The organism is Ramlibacter sp. (assembly GCA_019635435.1).
Classification (GTDB): Bacteria; Pseudomonadota; Gammaproteobacteria; order Burkholderiales; family Burkholderiaceae_C; genus JAHBZM01.
The window spans coordinates 1,936,669-1,956,501 of the sequence record JAHBZM010000001.1 but is presented as its reverse complement, the minus strand read 5'-3'; the positions used below and the strand labels follow the sequence as shown (position 1 = coordinate 1,956,501).

Genomic DNA, 19,833 nt, shown 5'->3' with positions numbered 1-19,833 from the left:
CTTCAGTTGAGATCGGAGCAACTGGCGCCGGTGGTGTTGAGCATCTGCGCCGTGCCATACAGCGCGGTCATCACGCAGGACGCATTCCACATGCCGCTGGCGCTGTGCCCCACACCCTCCACGCGGCGGAACAGCCGGTCAAGCGATACCCCGAGCTGACCCGCCAGGTAGCGCTGGTAGCGCGCGTTGGTCACGCCACGAGCCAATCGTGTGCTGCCGCTGAGCACGGCAGCGCAGTTGTCGTCAGGGCCGTTGGAGGCGGTATAGGGCACGGTGTCGGCCGTGCCCTGGTAGTAGTAGGCCTTGCGCCCGGCGAAACGGATGAAGCGGGCCTGCGGCGTCAGCGTATGGGGGTAGTTGAAGGGGCCATCGGCCGAATAGTTGGTGTTGCCGTATTTGTAGGTGTCGTAGCCCGGACAGGCAGCGGCACCGGTAAACGTGCCGAAGGCCGTGGCACCGCTGGCCGCGTTGCCCACGGGCCGGTCGGTGCTGAAGTACAGGTGGGTACCCGCGTTGGCCAGCACATACTTGACCAGTACCCCGGATCGCACGCCGCCATGCACGGTGTTGAAGGCCGCATAGCGGGAATACATCTGCGCCCCCGCGGAATGCCCGGCCACCACGATCTGCGTGACATTGGGATAGGCCGTGGCATCGGCAAACTTGCGGATCAGGTCATCGATGACCGTGAACGAACTCAGGTGCCGGCTGTCCATCGAGTCGTAGCCCAGGCTCCACTGCTCGTCGAACCAGTACGGCGCGCCAGCCGGTACCTTGCCGGCACTGCTGTCCGCATCGTTCCAGAACTGCGGCGCGATCAGCAGGATCTCGGGGATATTGGCGCCGCTGTTGTGCAGCGCGTCGTTGGCAGCCGTGAAGGCGGGATCACCGTCGCGGTTGATGCCGTGCTGCACGATCACGACCCGTGTGATCGCCGGCATGGTCGCCTGCAGGGTCTTGTTGCTGTAGTACGAGAAGTTGTAGCTGCCCAGCTGCATCTGGCGCAAGCTCGCTGCCTCGGCGCACAGGGTGGCCAGCAGCATGGCAAAGCCCACCACGAGGCGTGTGATGTGTGACGAACGCATTTCTTGTCTCCTGTTGTACCGCCGGGAACCGACGGGCAACGGGACCATACAAGTGCGTCAACACAAAATCAAATATATGAAACCCCCGATTTCAATATCTTTCAGGTATTGAAACGCCGTGCTTTCGGCGCACGCTGCGGCGCCTGCATTTCAGGCGGTGCCGGAGGCCTTGCGGCGGGCTTTCCAGGCGCCAAACAGCACCAGCAGGCCGGGCAGCAGGATCATGGCCCAGATGATCTTGTCCAGGTGCTCCTTGACCCAGGGCACGCTGCCAAAGAAGTAGCCCGCGGTGATGACGCCCACCACCCACAGCGCGCCGCCGGTGACGTCATACAGCGTGAACTTGCTGCGCGTCATCTGCGCCACGCCCGCCACGAACGGCGCGAAGGTGCGCAGGAACGGCATGAAGCGCGCCGCCACGATGGTGATGCCGCCGTACTTCTCGTAGAACGCGTGGGCCTGGTCAAAGGCGCGCTTGTTGAAATAACGCGAGTTCTCCCACTGGAACACCCGTGGCCCGAAGAAGCGGCCAATGGTGTAGTTGCTCTGGTTGCCGGCCACCGCGGCGGCCAGCAGCAGCGCCACCGAGGTGCCATAGTCCATCAGCCCCACGCCGCACAGCGCGCCCACCACGAACAGCAGCGAATCCCCCGGCAGGAAGGGCATGACCACCACGCCGGTTTCCACGAACACGATCAGGAACAGCAGCGCATAGACCCAGGCGCCATAGGTCCGGACAAACACCTCGAGGTGCCGGTCCACGTGCAGGATGAAGTCCATCAGAAAGGCGGCAAGTTCCATGGCGAAGGATTATGCTTGGCGGCTCATGAAGGTCGCCCTGAACCACCGCCTGGCCCGGCTGCTGCCCGCCCTGACCGTGCTTGCGCTGGGCCTGTCGCTGGCAGTGGCCACCTGGCTGGCGGTGGCGCGAAGCGACGAGCAGGCGCAGGCGCGCGAGCAGGAGCGCCAGTTCACCCAGATCTCCTACGAAGTCTCCAGCCGGACCACGCAGGCGCTCAATGTGCTCAGCGGCCTGCAGGGTCTGTTCATCGCGAGCGACGAGGTCACCCGCGTGGACTTCCACGCCTATGCACAGGCACTCGAAATTGAACGGGGCATGCTGGGCCTGCAGGCCGTGCAGTTCGCGCGCCTGGTGACCCGGGCCGAGCTGCCCGCGTTTGAGGCGCGGATCCGCCAGGACAGCTCGCTGGTGCCCGGCGGCTACCCGGACTTTCGCGTGGCCCCGCCTGGCCAGCGGCCCTTTTACGTGGCGACGGAATACAACGAGCCCATGCAGGGCAACGAAAGGGCTTTCGGCTTTGACACCGCCGCCGGCCCGGTCCGCCTGGCCGTGCTGGAAGCCGCGCGCGACAGCGGCCAGGCCCGGGCCTCGGCGCCTTTCAGCCTGGTGCAGTCGGCTGGCGCCGTCGGGGTGGCCATGCGCGCGCCGATCTACCGGCACCACAGGCCGGTGGGCACCGTGGAGCAACGCCGCGACGCCTACCTCGGCCAGGTCTCGGTGGTTTTCGTGGTGGACCGGCTGTTGGGGCCGGGCCTGGGCAACCACCTGGGCCCCGGCACCGAAGTCCAGTTGCGTGACCTGGGCCCGGTCACCGAAGCCCGTGCCCCCGCCGGAGACGAGGCCCTGCTGGGGCGCTACGGGAACCTGCCACAGCCGTCGTTCTGGCGCACGCCTTTCGACACCGCTCAGACGCTGCCCGTGGCGGGCCGGTTCTGGGAGATCCGGATGCGGGCATTGCCCCTGAGCCCCTACCTTCAGCCCAAGGCGCTGACCGCGGGCGGGCTGGTCCTGGCGCTCACCCTGCTGACCCTGGCCGTGGTCGGCCGCATGCAGGCCCAGCGCGACCACGCGCGGGCCCTGGCGCGGGCGCTGCGTGAAAACCTCACCCAGTCCGAGGCCCGTGCCGAGGCCCTGATCGACGCCACGCTGACCGGCATCGTCACGCTGGACACGCGCGGCGTGGTGCGCACCGCCAACCGCGCGGCCAGCGAGCTGTTTGGCCATGGCGGGGTGGATCTCGAGGGCCTGCCGTTTTCGGTGCTGGTGCCCGAGGTGTCCGTGCAGGCGCTCAAGGTGGGCACCACGCACTCCATCGCGGGCGTCACCGCCAGCGGGCAGCCGCTGCCGCTGGCCATGTCGGTGGGCGAAGTCATGAGCGGAAACGAGCGCTTGCTGCTGGCGTCGTTTCACGACATGTCGGCGCAAAAACGCACCGAAGAACAGCAACGCCTCTTTGCCGAGGCCATGGACGCCACCGTGCGCCAGCGCACGGCCGAGCTCACGCGCGCCAATGCCGAGCTGGAGGCGTTTGCCTACACCGTGGCCCATGACCTGCGCGCGCCGGCGCGCCATGTCGAGGGTTTTGCCCGCGTGATCGAGGAGCGGCATGGCAGCCAGCTCGATGCCAGCGGCCACAAGTACCTGCAGCGCATCCTGCGCGCCGCGGCCGGCATGGGCCAGCTGATTGACGACCTGCTGGCGTTCTCGCAGCTGGGGCATGGCGCGCTGCCCAAGCAGGAGGTGGAGCTGGGGCCGCTGGTGCAGCGCTGCCGCGACGCCCTGGAGCCCGAGATGGAAGGCCGCCGCGTCGAGTGGCGGGTGGAGCCGCTGCCGGTGGTCCACGCGGACCCGGACCTGTTGAGGCAGGCCGTGTTCAACCTGCTGGACAACGCGCTCAAGTACACGGCGGGCAGCGACCCCGCGGTGATCGGGGTCCGCGCCGACACCACCACCCCGGGCGAGGTGCGCATCTGCATCAGCGACAACGGTGTGGGCTTCGACATGCGCTACGCCCACCGGCTGTTCAAGGTGTTTTCACGCCTGCACCATGCGGACGAGTTCGGGGGCACGGGCGTGGGCCTGGCCAGCGTGCAGCGCATTCTGGAACGCCATGGCGGACGGGTCTGGGCCCATGGCACGCCGGGGCAAGGCGCGGAATTCTGGTTTGCCTTGCCCGCCTGATTCCGCTACCCTTGCCCCTTTATGTCCGACCTCGCCCCCATCCTCATCGTTGACGACAGCGCAGACGACGTCGAGCTTTTCCAGCTGGGCCTGGCCTCGTTGAACCTGGCCAATCCCATCGACATCTGCCGCGACGGTGTCCAGGCGCTTGACTACCTGCTGCGCCGCGGCCCTTTCGCCGACCGCACCGGGCCCCTGCCCCTGTTCGTGCTGCTGGACATCAAGATGCCGCGCATGGACGGCATCGAGACGCTCACCGAACTGCGCCGCCAGCCCGGGCTGGAAATCCTGCCCGTGATCATGATGACCTCGTCCAACCAGCCGCGCGACATCCAGGCCGGCTACGCGGCCGGCGCCAATGGCTTCGTGGTCAAGCCCGTGGGCTTTGAAAAGCTGGTGGAAAGCGCCAAGGCCATCGGCATGTTCTGGGGCGTCTTCAATCAGCCCCCGCTGTCCGGCGACGGCCACTGAGCCCCCGGCGCGGCGCCGGCAGACTGCCTAGAATGGCACGGTGTCCGCCGTACTCGCCCCTTCCCCCCGCCGCCCCATCCGTGAACTGCCCGACGAGCTGATCAGCCAGATCGCCGCCGGCGAGGTGGTGGAGCGCCCCGCCTCGGTGGTGCGCGAGCTGGTCGACAACGCGCTGGACGCGGGCGCGCGCCAGGTCACCGTGCGGCTGCTGGCCGGCGGCGTGCGGCTGATCTCGGTCGAGGACGACGGCGCCGGCATCGCGCGTGAAGAGCTCCCGATGGCGCTGCGGCGCCACGCCACCAGCAAGATCGCCTCGCTGGCCGACCTGGAGTCGGTCGGCACCATGGGCTTTCGCGGCGAGGCGCTGGCCGCCATTGGTTCCGTGGCCGAGCTGTCGCTGCTGTCGCGCCCGCAGGGTCAGGCCAGCGGCTTCTTCCTGGACGGGCGCAGCGGCGAGCTGCGGCCCGCGGCCCGCGCCACCGGCACCACGGTGGAAGTCAAGGAGCTGTTCTTCAGCACCCCGGCGCGCCGCAAGTTCCTCAAGACCGACGCCACCGAGCTGGCCCACTGCATCGAGGCCGTGCGCCGCCATGCGCTGGCGCGGCCCGAGGTGGGCTTTGCGATCTGGCACGAAGGCAAGCTCGCCGAGCAGTGGCGCCCCGCCACGCGCGAGCAGCGGCTGGCCGATGTGCTGGGCAGCGAGCTGCTGGAGCACAGCGTGAGCGTCAACTACAGCGCCGGCGCCGTGCGGGTCACGGGACGCGCCGGCGTACCCGACATCGCGCGCTCGCGCGGCGACCAGCAGTTTGCCTATGTGAACGGCCGCTACGTGCGCGACAAGGTGCTCAGCCACGCGGCCCGCAGCGCCTACGAGGACGTGCTGCACGGCCACCGCCAGCCGGTCTATGCGCTGTACATCGAGATCGACCCGGCGCGGGTCGACGTCAACGTGCACCCCACCAAGATCGAGGTGCGCTTTCGCGACAGCCGCGAGGTGCACCAGGCGGTGCGCCATGCCGTGGAAAACGCCCTGGCCGCGCCGCGCGCGGGCACCGCCGTGGCGCCCAGCCTCGGCCTGGGCCCGCCGGCCAGCCCCGAGGGACCCGATGGGGCCGATTCAGTGCCAAACAGGCCTGGAGTCCAGAGCCCGCGGCCACAGTTTGCTATGAATTTTGAAGCAAACGCGGGCCACCGCGTGTCGGACCTGCAGGCGCTGTGGGGCACGGGGCACGCGCCATCGTTTCCCGTTCGGGCTGAGCCCGTCGAAACCTCCCCCGGCCCTTCGACCGGCTCAGGGCGAACGGATGTCCTCCCCGCTGGCGACTGGCCGCTGGGCCGGGCCCTGGCGCAGCTGCAGGGCATCTACATCCTGGCCGAGAACAGCCAGGGCCTGGTGATCGTGGACATGCACGCCGCGCACGAGCGCATCGTCTACGAGCGCCTGAAGGCCCAGCTCGATGCCGCCAGCGCGCAAGGCGGCGGCACCGGGCTGGCCAGCCAGCCCCTGCTGATCCCGGCGACCTTTGCCGCCACGCCGCAGGAGGCCGCCACGGCCGAAAGCTGCCAGGCCGCGCTGCTGACCCTGGGCCTGGAGATCACGCCGTTCTCGCCCAAGACCCTGGCCGTGCGCGCCGTGCCCACCTCGCTGGCGCAAGGCGACGCGGTCGAGCTCGCGCGCAGCGTGCTGGCCGAACTGGCGCAGCACGACGCCTCCACCGTGGTGCAGCGCGCGCAGAACGAGCTGCTGGGGACCATGGCCTGCCATGGCGCGGTGCGCGCCAACCGCAAGCTCACGATCGAGGAAATGAACGCCCTGCTGCGCCAGATGGAAGCCACCGAGCGCTCCGACCAGTGCAACCATGGCCGCCCCACCTGGCGCCAGCTCAGCATCCGCGAGCTCGACGGGCTGTTCCTGCGCGGGCGCTAGAACTTTCCGGCGCGGGCCAGGTCAGTCCAAGTCATGAAACGCTGGCACCTTTTTGCAAGCCTGGCCACGGCGCTGGCCGTTCTGGCCGGCTGCGCCACGCTGGACGAAAAGCAGCGCGCCTGGATCTTCCAGCCCAGCGACCGGGCCTGGGGCGGCACGGCCAGCCTGGCCGAGGGCATGGACGATGTCTGGATCAGCTTCACCTCCAAAGTCACGGGCGAGCCCGTGAAGCTGCACGGCCTGTGGCTGCCCGCCGATGGCCCGGCCTCGCCGCAAACGCCGGTGCTGCTGTACCTGCACGGCGCGCGCTGGAACGTGACCGGTTCGGCCCCGCGCATCCGCCGCATGCAGGCGCTGGGTTTCTCGGTGCTGGCCATTGACTACCGCGGCTTTGGCAAGAGCAGCCCCGCCCTGCCGTCGGAAGACATGGCCAGCGAGGACGCCCGCGCCGCCTGGGACTGGCTGGCCCGGCAGCACGCCGGCTCGCCGCGCTACATCTTCGGCCACTCGCTGGGCGGTGCCATGGCGATCACGCTGGCCTCGCAGGTGGACGACGAGCGCGGCACCATCGTGGAAGGCACCTTCACCTCCATCCCTGACGTGGCCCGCACCATGAAATGGGGCTGGCTGCCACTGGGGCCGCTGATCACCCAGCGCTTTGAATCGGTGCGCAAGGTCAGCCAGATCGGCTCGCCACTGTTGGTGGTGCATGGCGACCACGACCGCCTGATCCAGCCTGAACTCGGCCGCCAGCTGTTTGAAGCGGCGCGCGAACCCAAGGCCTTTGTGCTGGTTCAGGGCGGCTCGCACTTCAGCACCAACTCGGTGGGGCAGCCGCAGTACCGCGAGGCCCTGGCCAGCCTCTTCAAGCTCAAGCCCTGAGCCGGCCCCGTGAAGTACCTGCAGGCCTACCCCGAGACCCTGCGTGCCCAGGCCCGGCAGCTGCTGGACGCGGGCCGCCTGGGCAGCATGCTGCAGGGCAAGTACCGCAGCACGCACGCCGTGCGCACCGACCGCGCGCTGTACGACTACGTGATGGCGCTCAAGAACGAGCACCTGCGCAGCTCCGAGCCGCTGAGCAAGGTGTGCTTTGACGGCAAGCTGCACGTGGTGGCGCATGCGCTGGGCACCCACACCATTGCCTCGCGCGTACAGCGCGGCAGGCTCAAGGCCAAGCGCGAGATCCGCATTGCCGCGCTGTTCAAGCAGGGCCCGCCCGAGTTCCTGCAGATGATCACCGTGCACGAGCTGGCCCACCTCAAGGAAAAAGAGCACGACAAGGCCTTCTACAAGCTGTGCACCCACATGGCGCCCGACTACCACCAGCTGGAATTGGACCTGCGGCTGTACCTGACCCACCTGGAGGCCACGGGCCAGCCCCTGTGGGAGGCCTGAGCCCGCGGGCCTCGCGCATGCGGCCCTCTGCTACGCTCGGCGCATGTCCCTGCCTCCCCCCAAGCCGATGTCGCCGGCGCTGGTCGTGCTCGTACTGGCCCTGCTGCTGGGCATCCAGCCCATCACCACCGACCTGTACCTGCCCGCGCTGCCCGCGCTGACCACCGAACTGGGCGCCAGCGTGAGCCAGGGGCAGCTCACGCTCACGGCGCTGCTGCTGTGCTTTGGCGTGTCGCAGCTTTTCTTCGGCCCGCTGTCGGACCGCTTTGGCCGCCGCCCGGTGCTGCTGGGCGGCCTGGCGGTGTACACGCTGGCGGGCATCGGCAACACGCTGGCGCCCGGCATCGGCTGGCTGATCTTCACGCGCGCGCTGCAGGGCGCGGCCATGGGCGCGGCCGTGATGTGCGCGCGCGCCATCATCCGCGACCTGTACCCGCCCGACCAGGGTGCGCGCGTCATGGCCCGGGCGCTGGGCGGGCTGGGCGTGATCGCCTGCCTGAGCCCGCTGACCGGCGGCCTGCTGACCCCGGTGGTGGGCTGGCGCTGGGCGCTGGCGGTGGTGGCCGTGTTTGGCGGCGTGCTGTGGCTGCTGCTGTTTCGCCGCTTCCAGGAAACCGTGGCCCAGCGCACCCCGCTGCACCCGCGCGTGCTGGTGCGCAACTGGGCCACCATCGTGCGGCACCCGGGCTTTCTGGCCTGGTCGGGCCTGCTGGCGGCCAGCTACGGCGGGCTGTTCACCTTTCTGGCGGCGTCGTCATTTGTGTTTTTGCGCGTCTACCAGGTGTCCAAGCCGCTGTACGGGCTGGCCATGGCCAGCGCCTCGCTGGCCTACATCGGCGGCACTTTCATCTGCCGGCGCCTGCTGCCGCGGGTGGGCCTGCAGGGCGCGGTGCGCATTGCGGCCTTCCTGAGCCTGGGCGGCGGCACGCTCATGGGCCTGCTGGCCCTGGCCGGCGTGCACACCTGGTGGGCCTTCTTGCTGCCGCATTACCTGTTCATGATCGGCCACGGCATCCACCAGCCCTGCACCCAGGTGGGCGCGGTCGCGCCGTTCGCGCGCATGGCGGGCGCGGCCTCGGCGCTGTCGGGCTGCTTCCTGACCTTCGTGGCCTTTGGCGTGGGCGCCTGGCTGGGCTGGCGCATTGACGGCACGGTGTTCCCGCTGGTCAATGGCGTGTGGTTCTGGAGCGCGGTGATCGCCTTCTTTGCCTGGGTGCTGGTGCAGCGCCATGGCGATGTGTCCCTGCCCGCCCCCGTGCGTTGACGCGACGATGAACACCACCCCGCTCTGTCTGGCCGGGCCCACCGCATCGGGCAAGACCGCGGCCGCCCTGGCGCTGGCGCAGCGCTGGCCCATGGAGATCATCAGCGTCGACTCGGCCCTGGTCTACCACGGCATGGACATTGGCACGGCCAAGCCGACGGCGGCCGAGCGCGCCGCCGTGCCGCACCACCTGATCGACATCCGCGACCCGCTGCAGGCCTACAGCGCGGCCGAGTTCGTGGCCGATGCCACGCGGCTGATCGCCGACATCCAGGCCCGTGGCAAGCGCCCTCTGCTGGTGGGCGGCACCATGCTGTACTTCAAGGCCCTGTTCGAGGGCCTGGACGACATGCCCGCGGCCGACCCGCAGGTGCGCGCCCAGATCGAAGCCGAAAGCCGCGAGCGCGGCTGGCCCGCGCTGCATGCGCTGCTGGCCCAGGTGGACCCTGTGACGGCCGCCCGGCTGGCGCCCAACGACGCCCAGCGCATCCAGCGCGCGCTGGAGGTGTGGCGCGTTTCGGGCCAGCCGCTGTCGGCCCTGCATGCTACAAAAAAAGAAGCACAAGAAGGTCGCCCCGCCTGGACTGGCAGCCTGATCAGCCTTGAACCCGGCGACCGGACCTGGCTGCACGAGCGCATTGCCCAGCGCTTTGACGCCATGCTGGCGGCGGGCCTGGTGAACGAGGTGCAGGCCCTGCGCGCGCGCGGCGACCTCACACCTGAACTGCCCAGCATGCGCTGCGTGGGTTACCGGCAGACCTGGGAGGCGCTGGACGAAGCGGCCGCGCGGGCCGAGCCACCTGGCCTGAACCCTGACCAGCCTGTCGAGGCCCTGCTGCCCGCCCTGCGCGACCGCGGCATCTTTGCCACCCGGCAACTGGCCAAGCGCCAGCTCACCTGGCTGCGCAGCATGCCGCAGCGCCAGGTGGTGGCCTGCGACGCGCCCGACGCCACCGAGCGCGTGCTGGCACTGGCGGGCGCTGCGCCATGAGCGTGGTCGTCACCGGCCTGGCCAAGCGCTATGGCGACACCACGGTGTTTGCCAATGTGTCGCTCAGCGTGGCGCCGGGCGAGTTCGTGGCCATCGTGGGCGAGTCGGGCGTGGGCAAGTCCACCCTGCTCAACTGCCTGGCGGGCCTGGACAGCTGGAGCGCGGGCAGCGTGGTGCTGGACGGCACCGACCTGGGCCGCCTGAGCGACGAGCAGACCGCCCTGCTGCGGCGAAGCAAGGTGGGCTTTGTGTTCCAGGCCTTTCATGTGCTGCCGCACCTGAACGTGGCGCAGAACGTGGCCCTGCCCCTGCTGCTGCTGGGCCGGCCCGATGCGGCGCGCGTGGCGCAGATGCTGGACGCCGTGGGCCTGGCCGGGCTGGGTGACCGCCTGCCCCAGACCCTGAGCGGCGGCCAACTGCAGCGCGTGGCCATTGCGCGGGCCCTGGTGCACCGCCCCCGCCTGCTGCTGGCCGACGAACCCACGGGCAACCTCGACCCCGCCACGGCCGCGCGCGTGATGGACGCCTTGATCGGCCAGACCCGGCTGGAAGGCGCAGCGCTGGTGCTGGTCACCCACTCCGAGGCGGCGGCGGCCCGGGCCGACCGGGTGCTGCATCTGACGGCGGGCGGGATCCGTGATTGAAAAAGTCACCCAAACCACCCCATGAATGAAAAAGGAGCCTGTCAAGGCCCCTTAAATACGAATACGCCGCGAGCCCCGGGGCCAGCCCCGAGTCTCAGCGCATCTATTGCTGCGATAAAAGGAGCTTAGTTGGCATTGGTGAAATAGGAGACTGGCAGATTCCAGGTCGTGGCTGTAAAGAACTGTTGGTTGCTGCTATTGGTACTCGACGGCGTCACCACGTTGTCTATCGTGCAGTTCTTGTTGGTGACGCCCTTGAGGCGATAGCCTCGGAATTCATAGCAAAGGTTCAAGTCGGTGACGCGGTCATATTGGAGCTGCTTGCGGTCGGCGCCTAGCGCAATGGTTGCGACGACCACCTTGGTGCTGCTGGTGCTTTCGAAGTAGTTTGTGGGAATCTCCATGCTCGTCGAGAGCGTAGGATTCCAGCCGACGTAGGATACCCGGCCGCGAGGCGACCCATCACCCAGCGGCTTTTGCGTACCCGTGCCCCAACAATCTTTAGACAACGTTTCAGGGTCGGTCTTGACATTGTTGCAATAGGCACCATTGACAAACATATTGAACATGCTCAACCGCTGGGTCTCGTCGTTATTGCTCTTCCAAAGAGTCTGGTTGGTGTCAATTGCCCCGCGGACCTTCATATTGACTGATTGAATCCCGCTCGACACTCTGCCCTCAGTCTGGTTGTTCACCGTAGTATGCAAGTTAGTCTCGTAGCCATTCCAAACATACGTCTTCTTCTTGACGGTAGTTGACTTGGAGTAACTCGCCGACGGGCCTATCGAAAATGAACCTGCAGTACTGAAACCCGCAGAACCCCCTACCGACCAGCCCGTACTCGTGGTCGTTTCATAGGAGTCATCGTTATATGTGGATGCCGATGTCCAGGTGGAGGCTCTCGGTGCCCAGGTGAGGGTCTGAAGCCATGGCCTGATTCGGGCCTCGGCGTAATACAAGTGCGGCACGGTTTTGATCGTAACTGTCCCCGTCCCAGTGGAACTGGTTGACTTGATTGGTTGCCATTTGTCCGTGGGATAGACACCGCATTCTGTACCGTTAACCATACAACCTGTATCGTTTGAACCCGAGTCAACGAGAATGTTCACGAATTTCCTGGCGGCCAAGAAAGCGGGGCCTGTTTCACGAGTGGCCCATATGTAGCCGCGGCCAACAAGTCTGTACCCATCCTGGGTGGTGATGATGTCAACGACCTTGTCTGTGTTCGCCGCCACGTCAAGGCTCTTGGCCGTCTCAACGTCAGGATTCTTCGTTGAACTGGGCACCGATGCTTTGGAGGCTTTTCCGTTTACCACGTCCTTGGCGGTCATCGCGTACACCTGAGGTTCGACGAAGGCCAAGTCAGGGGCCTCGAAGCCGTTGACGCGGCCACTTGCATCGACATCGAGTGGAACAATGGTGTTGATCACGGCGGATGTCATGAATGCGGTTGTATTCGGCGTGGGTATTGACATATCCCCCATCAGCGTTCGATACAACTTGCCGGCAGGACTTTCTCCTTCATTGGGCTGCCCGGCTGCCGACGCCGGGTCCACGCCGGTAGCGCCCGCGGCGGCACCGGCCTTGGTGATCTGGTTGCTGTCAACGACAACCACACCTTTGAATGAACGTAGCGGCGACGCATCCAGACCCAACGGAAGTCCAGCGGCATCGCCGGCGACGTACAAAATCGTGTAGGCGTTCGCCGGCACCTCCTGCAGACTACTCACTTGCACAAAGGAATAACCATCCTTGCGCAGAATTTCACCGAATGCACCAACACTGGAACTCAGCGTGTAGACCTTTTTGTCGATCTCCGCCTTTGCTCGCTCGATCTGGGGATTCGACTGGCTTGCTGAAGCAGCAACTTCGACACTCCCAGTAGGAGAGGTACCATCGCCACCGCCACAGGCGACAAGCAGGGTTGCTGAGAGGCCCAACGATGCCGACAGCCCTACTACCGTCGGCTTCAGAGAGAATTTTTTGTGTTTCATCGTATTACTCCAATTAGGTAAATAGATCGCGTGGACTTTCACAACTCATCGTGCAACGTCCACGCTGGAATACTCGCAATTCCAGTGTGGCTAGCAGCCCCGGGGTTGCGCTTAGGCAGCATGCAAAGATCACATCGAAATCATTCAACAAGCTATGACCATTCATGCCTCCCGTGCCGCACAAATTGACTTTTCCCAGATTGATTCGGGATAGATTGGGTCCAGCCCGGTGATCAAAGTCTTCCCTCATTGGCATATGCTTTCCACGCATGCGCCGCGAGGGTTCTCCCGATGCGAAGCCGCAGATAGGATGAAAAACTAACTGTTCATAGAAAAAGGCGCGCCAGTTCCGCTCGATTTGTCCCATGGCATCTAGCAATCGACAATCCAATCCAGAAACTTCGCCCGCCGTCGCAGAGGGGCAGGAAGAAAGCCTTCAGGACGAAATCAGCTTCAGGCAGATTCACGCGTTTCTGACAGTCGCGGACATCCGCAACATCACCCAGGCTGCAAAGCAACTACACATCTCGCAGCCGGGCCTGTCACGGGTGATCGCAACCCTTGAATCAGCCGTGGGGCAAGAGTTGTTCAGCCGCACGGGCGGGAAACTTTCGCTCACCCCGTTCGGCATGGCTTTCATGCCTCATGCTCGCAGACTCCACAGCAGCTACACCGACACGCTCACAGCCGCTCTGGATGCGCATGCCAAGCCGCTGGTGCTCGCGGGATGTGACTTGGTGTTGACAGAGATCGTCCCGTGGCTGATGGCCAGGCTCACAGCGCCAGGGCACCCAGCCCCCAGATTGGAGATCCATTCGATGGCGAGCCACGACGTGCTGGAAAGAGTTGCAGACTGCAAAGCCGATGTAGGCCTGTGCATGTATGGAGGTGACAAGACTGATTTGGCATGTACACCGGTGCTCAATGCACCAGTCGGCCTCTTGGCACCAGACGGCCTGGCTCTTCCTGAAGCTATCAATACGTTGAGTGATCTGGCCCGTTGCCCTATGGTCCGGCTAGCCGACGAGATGGTGTTACCCCGAATGCTGCGGGTTCGCGGCATCCAGGCAGATGCCTATTTCAACGCGCCAGTGGTTGCCAATAGCATGTCCACTGCATTCGCCGCGGTCCGCGGCGGCAGGCTAGCAACCTTGGTTTCGGCCGTGGCGGCAGCTTCTTCCCAAGCTCATGGTCTGCGCTTCGTCCCCCTCCCCCATCTGCTTCCCAGCATGCAATTGTGCGTGGCGACACGTGCGGAGACGGAAAGTAACAATGCGGATATCTCACTTGCCGTGCGTCGGAGTGTGCTCGCCTTGGCGTGGCCACCTACGGTGGAGCCTTTTCATCCACCGGCATCTTCGTCAAAAAACCCGTGAGTGAGGCGATTGAGGCGACGGACACTGGGATGCCACGGGCTTTCGTGAACTCCGTGTCTGACGAGATCGCGTAGTCGCTCGGAATGACCATCGGGTTCGACGCTGCGTGAACTGACCAGATACACATTCAGCGACGGCAACAAACCAGGCAAAGGCACAAACCGCATTCCCCGCGCCTGGGGCAACGAAGCACCTATGCCAGTCGCGACCGCAATGATGTTTTTTTCCCGCATCGAATCAAAAGCCGCGGAGAGGCAGGTGTAAACGATAGGCGAATCGAAATAAGCCGCAAAAGGGACCTTGCTCCTTCTGAGAGTCCGTGTAACAGGGGTGCAATCCGCCAGTCTGATGAACGATGCATCTGCAACCTCGTCCAACGACTGCAGGTTTTCGGGGACTGCACAGCCCTGAGGAACAATCAAGCCCAGTTGAGCGGCAAGTACTGGGGTGTACCGTAGGGATGGATTGCCTTCCATGTCTCCGCACAAAGCCAAGTCAGCACTGTAATCCAGCACCTGATTAACTGCTTCTTCACTGCCCATCGCAGCCAATTGAAGTTTGATCGCTGGAGAATGCTTCGCCAAGGTGGCGGACAGCTTGTCATGTATCACCGGTGCGATCGAGGCATCCGCTGCCAGCCGCAGCGACAAACGGCGGCTTGCTCGCCGTTCTGCCACAAAAGCAAGGGTGCTGGCGTAGGTGGCCACTAGATTCCTTGCTTTTGGCAATATGGCCTGCCCCGCTCTAGACAGCCCCACGCCGGAGCGCGACCTCTGAAACAATCCGTACCCCAGCGCAATTTCCATGTCCCGGATACTTCTGGAAAGAGTCGGCTGACTCAAGCCCAGTCTTTCTGCCGCCTTGCTGATGCTCCCGCTTTCTGCCGCGGCAACGAACGCCTTCAATTGAGCCACAGAAAACTTCTGACTGGCTTTTACTTCACTCATCTCGATCAAGCCGTCAGCAGGTGGCGCGGAAACTGAACGTTCGTCGGCAAAGAACGGTTCCGAACTCTCGGTCGTGGCAAGCATACTTTGGCTCCTGGCAGGGCTAGAAATGAGTGGTTTTCCCATGCCGCTGTCGATTATCCGAGCGGATTCGGCAAGCGCCTAGAGGGTTTTGATGCCTTGTCGTCATGCCGACATGCACAATTCGCCGGCCGCTGTCGAAATGCGGCGTGCTGGCGCGACATGGGGTGAGCGCTGTTGCTCGCCAACCTTTGTTCAGGAGTTTTCCATGCAATACATGCTGATGTTCTACATTTCGCCCGAAGACGTGGCCAGCCGCACCGACGAGCGGGCCGAGGCCTACATGGCCGGCTGGAACGCCTACGTGGGCGCCATGTACCAGTCGGGCGTGGTGCTCAGCGGCGAGGGGCTGGACCCGCCCTCCACCGCCACCAGCCTGCGCATCCGCGGCGACAAGCGCAGCGTGCAGGACGGCCCGTTTGCCGACACCAAGGAGCAGCTGGGCGGCTTCTTCATCATCGACGTGGCCACGCTGGACGCCGCGCTCGAGTGGGCCGCGCGCGCGCCCTGCGCCTCCACCGGCGGGGTGGAAGTGCGCCCGGTCATGGTCCGCGCGGCTTCGTGACCGGCCCGGCGCCCGGCGCATCCGCCGCCGCGGCGCGGGCGGCCGAGCGCGCGGCGCGCGAGTCTTACGGCCGCCTGGTGGCCATCCTGTCGTCGCGCACGCGCGACATTGCGCTGGCCGAGGACGCACTGGCCGAAGCCTTTGCCAGCGCGCTGGAGCGCTGGCCGCACGATGGCGTGCCCACCAACCCGCCGGCCTGGCTGCTGACCGTGGCGCGCCGCAAGACGCTGGACCAGTGGCGCCATAGCCAGGTGGCGGCCGACGCCGCCCAGACCCTGCTGGCCGTGGCCGATGAACTGGGCTGGGACGACGGGGCCGGCGCTGTGCCCGATGAGCGGCTGCGCCTGCTGTTTGTGTGCGCGCACCCGGCCGTGCAGGCCGCCGCGCGGGCGCCGCTGATGCTGCAGGCCGTGCTGGGGCTGGACGTGTCGCGCATGGCCGGCGCCTTTCTGGTGGCGCCCGCCACGCTGGGCCAGCGCCTGGTGCGCGCCAAGGCCCGCATCCGCGAGGCCGGCATTCCGTTTGAACACCCCCAGGCGCGCGACTTGCCGCAACGCCTGCAGGATGTGCTGGACGGCATCTACGCGGCCTATGGCACGGGCTGGGACGATGTGGAAGGCGCCGACGCCGCGCGGCGCGGCCTGACCACCGAGGCGATCGATCTGTGCCGCATCCTCTGCGCGCTGATGCCCACCGAGCCCGAGCCTGCGGGCCTGCTGGCCCTCATGCTGTTTTGCGAGGCGCGGGCCGCTGCGCGGCGCAGCACGGAAGGCGCCTATGTGCCACTGGACCAGCAGGACACTGGCCGCTGGAACCACGCGCAGCGTGAGGAGGCCGAGGCCCTGCTGCTGGCGGCCGCGCGGCGCGGCACGCCCGGCCCGTTTCAGCTCGAGGCGGCCATCCAGTCGGCCCACACACAGCGCCGACTGGGCGCAGCCGTGCCGCCCCAGGCACTGGTGGTGCTGTATGACGGCCTGCTGGCGCTGCGCCCCAGCCTGGGCGCCCAGGTGAGCCGCGCCTGCGCCGTGGCCGCGGCGTCAGGTCCCGCCACCGCATTGCAGGTGCTGGATGCGCTGCCAGCAGAAGACGTGGCGCATTACCAGCCCTACTGGGCGGCGCGTGCGCACCTGCTGGCGCAGGCCGGCCAGGCCGACGCCGCGCGGCAAGCCAATGCCCAGGCCATGGGCCTCACGGAAAACGCGGCGGTGCGCGCCTGGCTGGCTGGGCGGCTTTTTTCAGGCGAGTAGTTCCAACTCATCGAGTCTGCGGTTTGCGGGTGGGGACACCTTACTTGAAAGATGGGGAAGCCTCGTAGTTTGAGATGAGAGACTTGGCCAGGTTTGCCGGGGCAAGCCCTCTCGATTCAAGGGTTGGGCATCAACTTAGTACGCACCAATGACCCGCAACTTTTCGGCGGAAGCAGAAATCTTTGACTCAAGCGGCTCTAACCGCTGAAACCAAGCAGGCTCAGTGAAACCTCCGCCGGACTTGGTGAGCTCTAGCGGTGGCATCCACTCCTTATGAAGCCAAAACAAGCGAGGAACGCTTCTGCTCAGAGCGCTAAGGTCTTCTTGAGTGAAGCCGTCGGAGAGAAGTCGCTTAGCTACTAGGCAAACGCGCTCGTAGTCAGGTTGCTTTCCTAGGTATTGACCACTTCGCTCAAGCTCCGGCAGGAAAGACTCAATGGCAACTATGAGCTCGCGGAGGTGCTTTGTCCGCTCTGATTGGGAGTAATAGTGCATGGCCAAGTATGCCGTTGTGACGCCTAAGGAGTACAGCTCGGGCAACAGCCGCTACCTGGGGCGTATCTGTGCTGCGCGCCTCCAAGGCGGCCGAGAACGCCGGCGTGAGGTCTGTGGGGTGCGGCGCTGGGCGCTGGCCAACACGCTGGCGCGGACTTGCTATGCCACGCTCAGGGACAAGGAGCCGTTTGGTGAACCCACAGTGCGGCTTGGCAAAAGATCAACAGGGAGAGCTTTTTGATGCCAGCTTGACTGCCAGCACTCAAAGCAGCCGATATCCAGAAGAAGTAGTGAACACTCCTCACGCGTTGCGACGAGATTGATCGACCATCATGGCCAACCGGGTTCACACCCCACACTGACAGACGCCGATAACTCTTACGGCAGCTTGCCTGCCGTTCGTAGCGACTGGCGCATTGGTGACGCAGATTTCATGGCCTGTCCTGAGCTTGCCGAAGGGCGGCAGGGACCAAAATAGAGTCCACCTCAGATGCCGGAAATACGACTACACGCGTTTCCCAACAGCCAAATCTGTCGGTCAGTTTCTTGCCGTTGCGGGGGAGTCCATATGAGGGGTTAGGCCACATGGGTGGAGCGAATGACAATAGTTCCTGCCATGAAGTCATGAATCGCACGTCGCTTCTTGTTGAACAACATGGATACGAACTCTCCCCAGACCCAAACTTGAACAAATATTGCGACTGCCGAGTACCAAGCAGGCGCAAGCTCGACAGTGCGCTGCGCTCGTGCCAGGTAGCTAAGAGAAAAATAATGTTCGTCTGACATTGCAAGTGTCCCAAGCACAATGCCTAAGGTCTGCAGTGCGGACAAAACGAAGAGGACGGAGTAGCGCACAGTGGCTGCCCTTGCGGTTACTGGCGCACCGTCCACCATTGCAATACGCGTCTTCATGATGAGCTTTCCTGGCGTGCCACCATATGCCTGAACCAAATAGACGTGAAAGAAGAGACCAAGGGCTAAACCCGGAGCAAACCAGTAGAGATTGAATAGTTTTGACTTTTCCCCTGCGTAGTATGCAAGGAGCATGACTGGAATGAAGAAGGCGAAATCAATCCAATAGGCGAGGAACCTTCGCCAGAACCCGGCGTACTCAAGAGTGGCGCGGCCTTGCTCCGCGGGGACTTGCTCGCTCGGCTCAGTCAGCGAGGCTGCAGTTGGAGCGTAGGGATTAGTTTGCTGCATAGCGATGAGTGGAACAGTCAATTGTGTGGCCTAACGTCGGAGTTCAGGCGCGGCCGAAGGCCGTCACCTGCAATGACGGGTTAGCCGCACACGTTGTACGCACTAACACGCTTTTCCTTAAGCGAGCATTCAAACACGATGGTGACGCCTTCTGCGTCGCCGCCGCGGCCCCACATGGAGAAGCCGAGAGTAGAGGGCGGTGGCACCAGCACCACGACCTCAGATGGCTGCTCTTCAGGTAGGTTGGGCGCCCGCCGTGAAAACTGTTCCCATTCCTCAGACTGGACCGTGCCTGCTTCGAGCGGAACGTATGGCAGGAGAACTGGGAAATTGGCGTATGGCCAACTTTCGGTTGGTTCTTTCGGCTCGACTGACTGAATAGAAATAGCGCTTCTCTCGAATGTGTACTCAAGCGTGCATCCACTATAGAAAAGCCCATACACGAGAGGTAGCTCCCACACGTACAAAGGTGCTCCGAGTATTTGGAGTTGGTTGTGGTTGATGGTGGCGACATGGTGCAGGGGCTTCGCAAACCTGCTGCCGCCGATCTCCGCTTCCAGCGGACCGCCAAAGACGCTGAACGAATGCTCCTCGCTTCGCACGAGAGGCGTTACTGTGCCGTTCTGGTAAATGACGACGAGTTCTTCGCGCATGGGTGATTTGTGGGCGGCTAACGTCGGCGGTGGGTGGACCGCAACAACTGAGGCGAAGCCGCGCTCTGCTGTTGTGGGCCCGTGTTGGCCGAAACGTTAGGTCGCATCGTCACCTACTTGCCGCGATTGTCCCCAAATACGCCCGTCTGACGTTGGCGGCCATGGGAGGTCGCACGCCGGCGCCACTGGCGCCGACCAGTGGGAGAGCGATCCAGCAGCACTGCGAGTTTCTGAAAGCCGCCTCATGGTAATTTCTTTCTATCGCCATCTTTCTGCACCTCCCACCAGCTGGCGCAAATGATTGCAACAGCTATTAGGACGGAGAGCCAAATGCCCGAGCCCCGCCATCTAACACGAAGACCCGATGGAATTTCGAAGGCCGTCCCCCGCAGTACCTCCCAGGCAATAAGGTAGAGAAACGGGGCAGCCATGCAGATACCTGCCGCAATAGAAGTCACTGAGCGAGTGCGAGGTGACTTCGCCGCGATAGCCATAAAAAGCAAATACACACC

General features: G+C 64.8%; 17 protein-coding genes. 11 read left to right on the top strand and 6 right to left on the bottom strand.

From position 1 onward, the window contains the following. Positions 1-2 precede the first annotated feature (2 nt). Positions 3-1,085 carry a hypothetical protein gene (locus KF796_09400; protein MBX3586851.1) on the bottom strand — a complete coding sequence of 361 codons (1,083 nt, stop codon included), beginning with the start codon at positions 1,083-1,085 and terminating at the stop codon, positions 3-5. 150 nt (positions 1,086-1,235) lie between these two features. Beyond that, entirely contained in the window at positions 1,236-1,886 is a 651-nt protein-coding gene (locus KF796_09395) for a DedA family protein (protein MBX3586850.1), read from the bottom strand. Between the two features lie 25 nt (positions 1,887-1,911). Between KF796_09395 and KF796_09390 the strand changes: the two genes are divergently transcribed. From KF796_09390 to KF796_09355, 8 genes are all read left to right on the top strand, one after another. Next, positions 1,912-4,068, top strand: coding sequence for a CHASE domain-containing protein (locus KF796_09390; GenBank protein MBX3586849.1), 2,157 nt, complete (start codon positions 1,912-1,914; stop codon positions 4,066-4,068). Between the two features lie 21 nt (positions 4,069-4,089). Continuing rightward, a complete protein-coding gene (locus KF796_09385) occupies positions 4,090-4,539 on the top strand; it encodes a response regulator (protein MBX3586848.1) in 450 nt (149 codons plus the stop codon). Between the two features lie 40 nt (positions 4,540-4,579). Further along, a complete protein-coding gene (mutL, locus tag KF796_09380) occupies positions 4,580-6,466 on the top strand; it encodes a DNA mismatch repair endonuclease MutL (protein MBX3586847.1) in 1,887 nt (628 codons plus the stop codon). 33 nt (positions 6,467-6,499) lie between these two features. Then, positions 6,500-7,348 carry an alpha/beta fold hydrolase gene (locus tag KF796_09375; protein ID MBX3586846.1) on the top strand — a complete coding sequence of 283 codons (849 nt, stop codon included), beginning with the start codon at positions 6,500-6,502 and terminating at the stop codon, positions 7,346-7,348. An 87-nt stretch (positions 7,349-7,435) separates the two neighbouring features. Beyond that, complete coding sequence (locus KF796_09370) at positions 7,436-7,861, top strand: M48 family metallopeptidase (protein MBX3586845.1); 426 nt, start codon at positions 7,436-7,438, stop codon at positions 7,859-7,861. Between the two features lie 43 nt (positions 7,862-7,904). After that, a complete protein-coding gene (locus KF796_09365; protein ID MBX3586844.1) occupies positions 7,905-9,125 on the top strand; it encodes a multidrug effflux MFS transporter in 1,221 nt (406 codons plus the stop codon). Next, positions 9,097-10,116 carry a tRNA (adenosine(37)-N6)-dimethylallyltransferase MiaA gene (gene miaA, locus KF796_09360; protein ID MBX3586843.1) on the top strand — a complete coding sequence of 340 codons (1,020 nt, stop codon included), beginning with the start codon at positions 9,097-9,099 and terminating at the stop codon, positions 10,114-10,116. Before KF796_09365 ends, miaA begins: the two co-directional genes overlap by 29 nt. Then, positions 10,113-10,760 (top strand): ABC transporter ATP-binding protein, encoded by a 648-nt coding sequence (locus tag KF796_09355; protein MBX3586842.1) that lies wholly within the window; start codon positions 10,113-10,115, stop codon positions 10,758-10,760. The genes miaA and KF796_09355 overlap by 4 nt, the downstream gene beginning before the upstream one ends. A 125-nt stretch (positions 10,761-10,885) precedes the next feature. On the opposite strand, the gene KF796_09350 is transcribed toward KF796_09355, so the two are convergent. Continuing rightward, positions 10,886-12,754 (bottom strand): hypothetical protein, encoded by a 1,869-nt coding sequence (locus KF796_09350; GenBank protein MBX3586841.1) that lies wholly within the window; start codon positions 12,752-12,754, stop codon positions 10,886-10,888. Positions 12,755-13,119: 365 nt separating this feature from the next. Between KF796_09350 and KF796_09345 the strand changes: the two genes are divergently transcribed. Beyond that, positions 13,120-14,130 carry a LysR family transcriptional regulator gene (locus KF796_09345; protein ID MBX3586840.1) on the top strand — a complete coding sequence of 337 codons (1,011 nt, stop codon included), beginning with the start codon at positions 13,120-13,122 and terminating at the stop codon, positions 14,128-14,130. On the opposite strand, the gene KF796_09340 is transcribed toward KF796_09345, so the two are convergent. After that, positions 14,097-15,161 carry a LysR family transcriptional regulator gene (locus KF796_09340; GenBank protein ID MBX3586839.1) on the bottom strand — a complete coding sequence of 355 codons (1,065 nt, stop codon included), beginning with the start codon at positions 15,159-15,161 and terminating at the stop codon, positions 14,097-14,099. The two genes, KF796_09345 and KF796_09340, sit on opposite strands and share 34 nt — an antisense overlap. A 205-nt stretch (positions 15,162-15,366) precedes the next feature. Between KF796_09340 and KF796_09335 the strand changes: the two genes are divergently transcribed. Both KF796_09335 and KF796_09330 read left to right on the top strand, forming a co-directional pair. Further along, positions 15,367-15,723 (top strand): YciI family protein, encoded by a 357-nt coding sequence (locus KF796_09335; protein MBX3586838.1) that lies wholly within the window; start codon positions 15,367-15,369, stop codon positions 15,721-15,723. Next, positions 15,720-16,970: an RNA polymerase subunit sigma-70 gene (locus KF796_09330; protein ID MBX3586837.1), complete on the top strand. Its 1,251-nt coding sequence runs from the start codon at positions 15,720-15,722 to the stop codon at positions 16,968-16,970. The genes KF796_09335 and KF796_09330 overlap by 4 nt, the downstream gene beginning before the upstream one ends. Before the next feature lie 1,071 nt (positions 16,971-18,041). On the opposite strand, the gene KF796_09325 is transcribed toward KF796_09330, so the two are convergent. Both KF796_09325 and KF796_09320 read right to left on the bottom strand, forming a co-directional pair. Next, positions 18,042-18,689: an RDD family protein gene (locus KF796_09325; protein ID MBX3586836.1), complete on the bottom strand. Its 648-nt coding sequence runs from the start codon at positions 18,687-18,689 to the stop codon at positions 18,042-18,044. A 59-nt stretch (positions 18,690-18,748) separates the two neighbouring features. Further along, on the bottom strand, positions 18,749-19,321 hold the full coding sequence (locus tag KF796_09320) for a hypothetical protein (protein MBX3586835.1): 573 nt from the start codon (positions 19,319-19,321) through the stop codon (positions 18,749-18,751). Positions 19,322-19,833 lie beyond the last annotated feature (512 nt).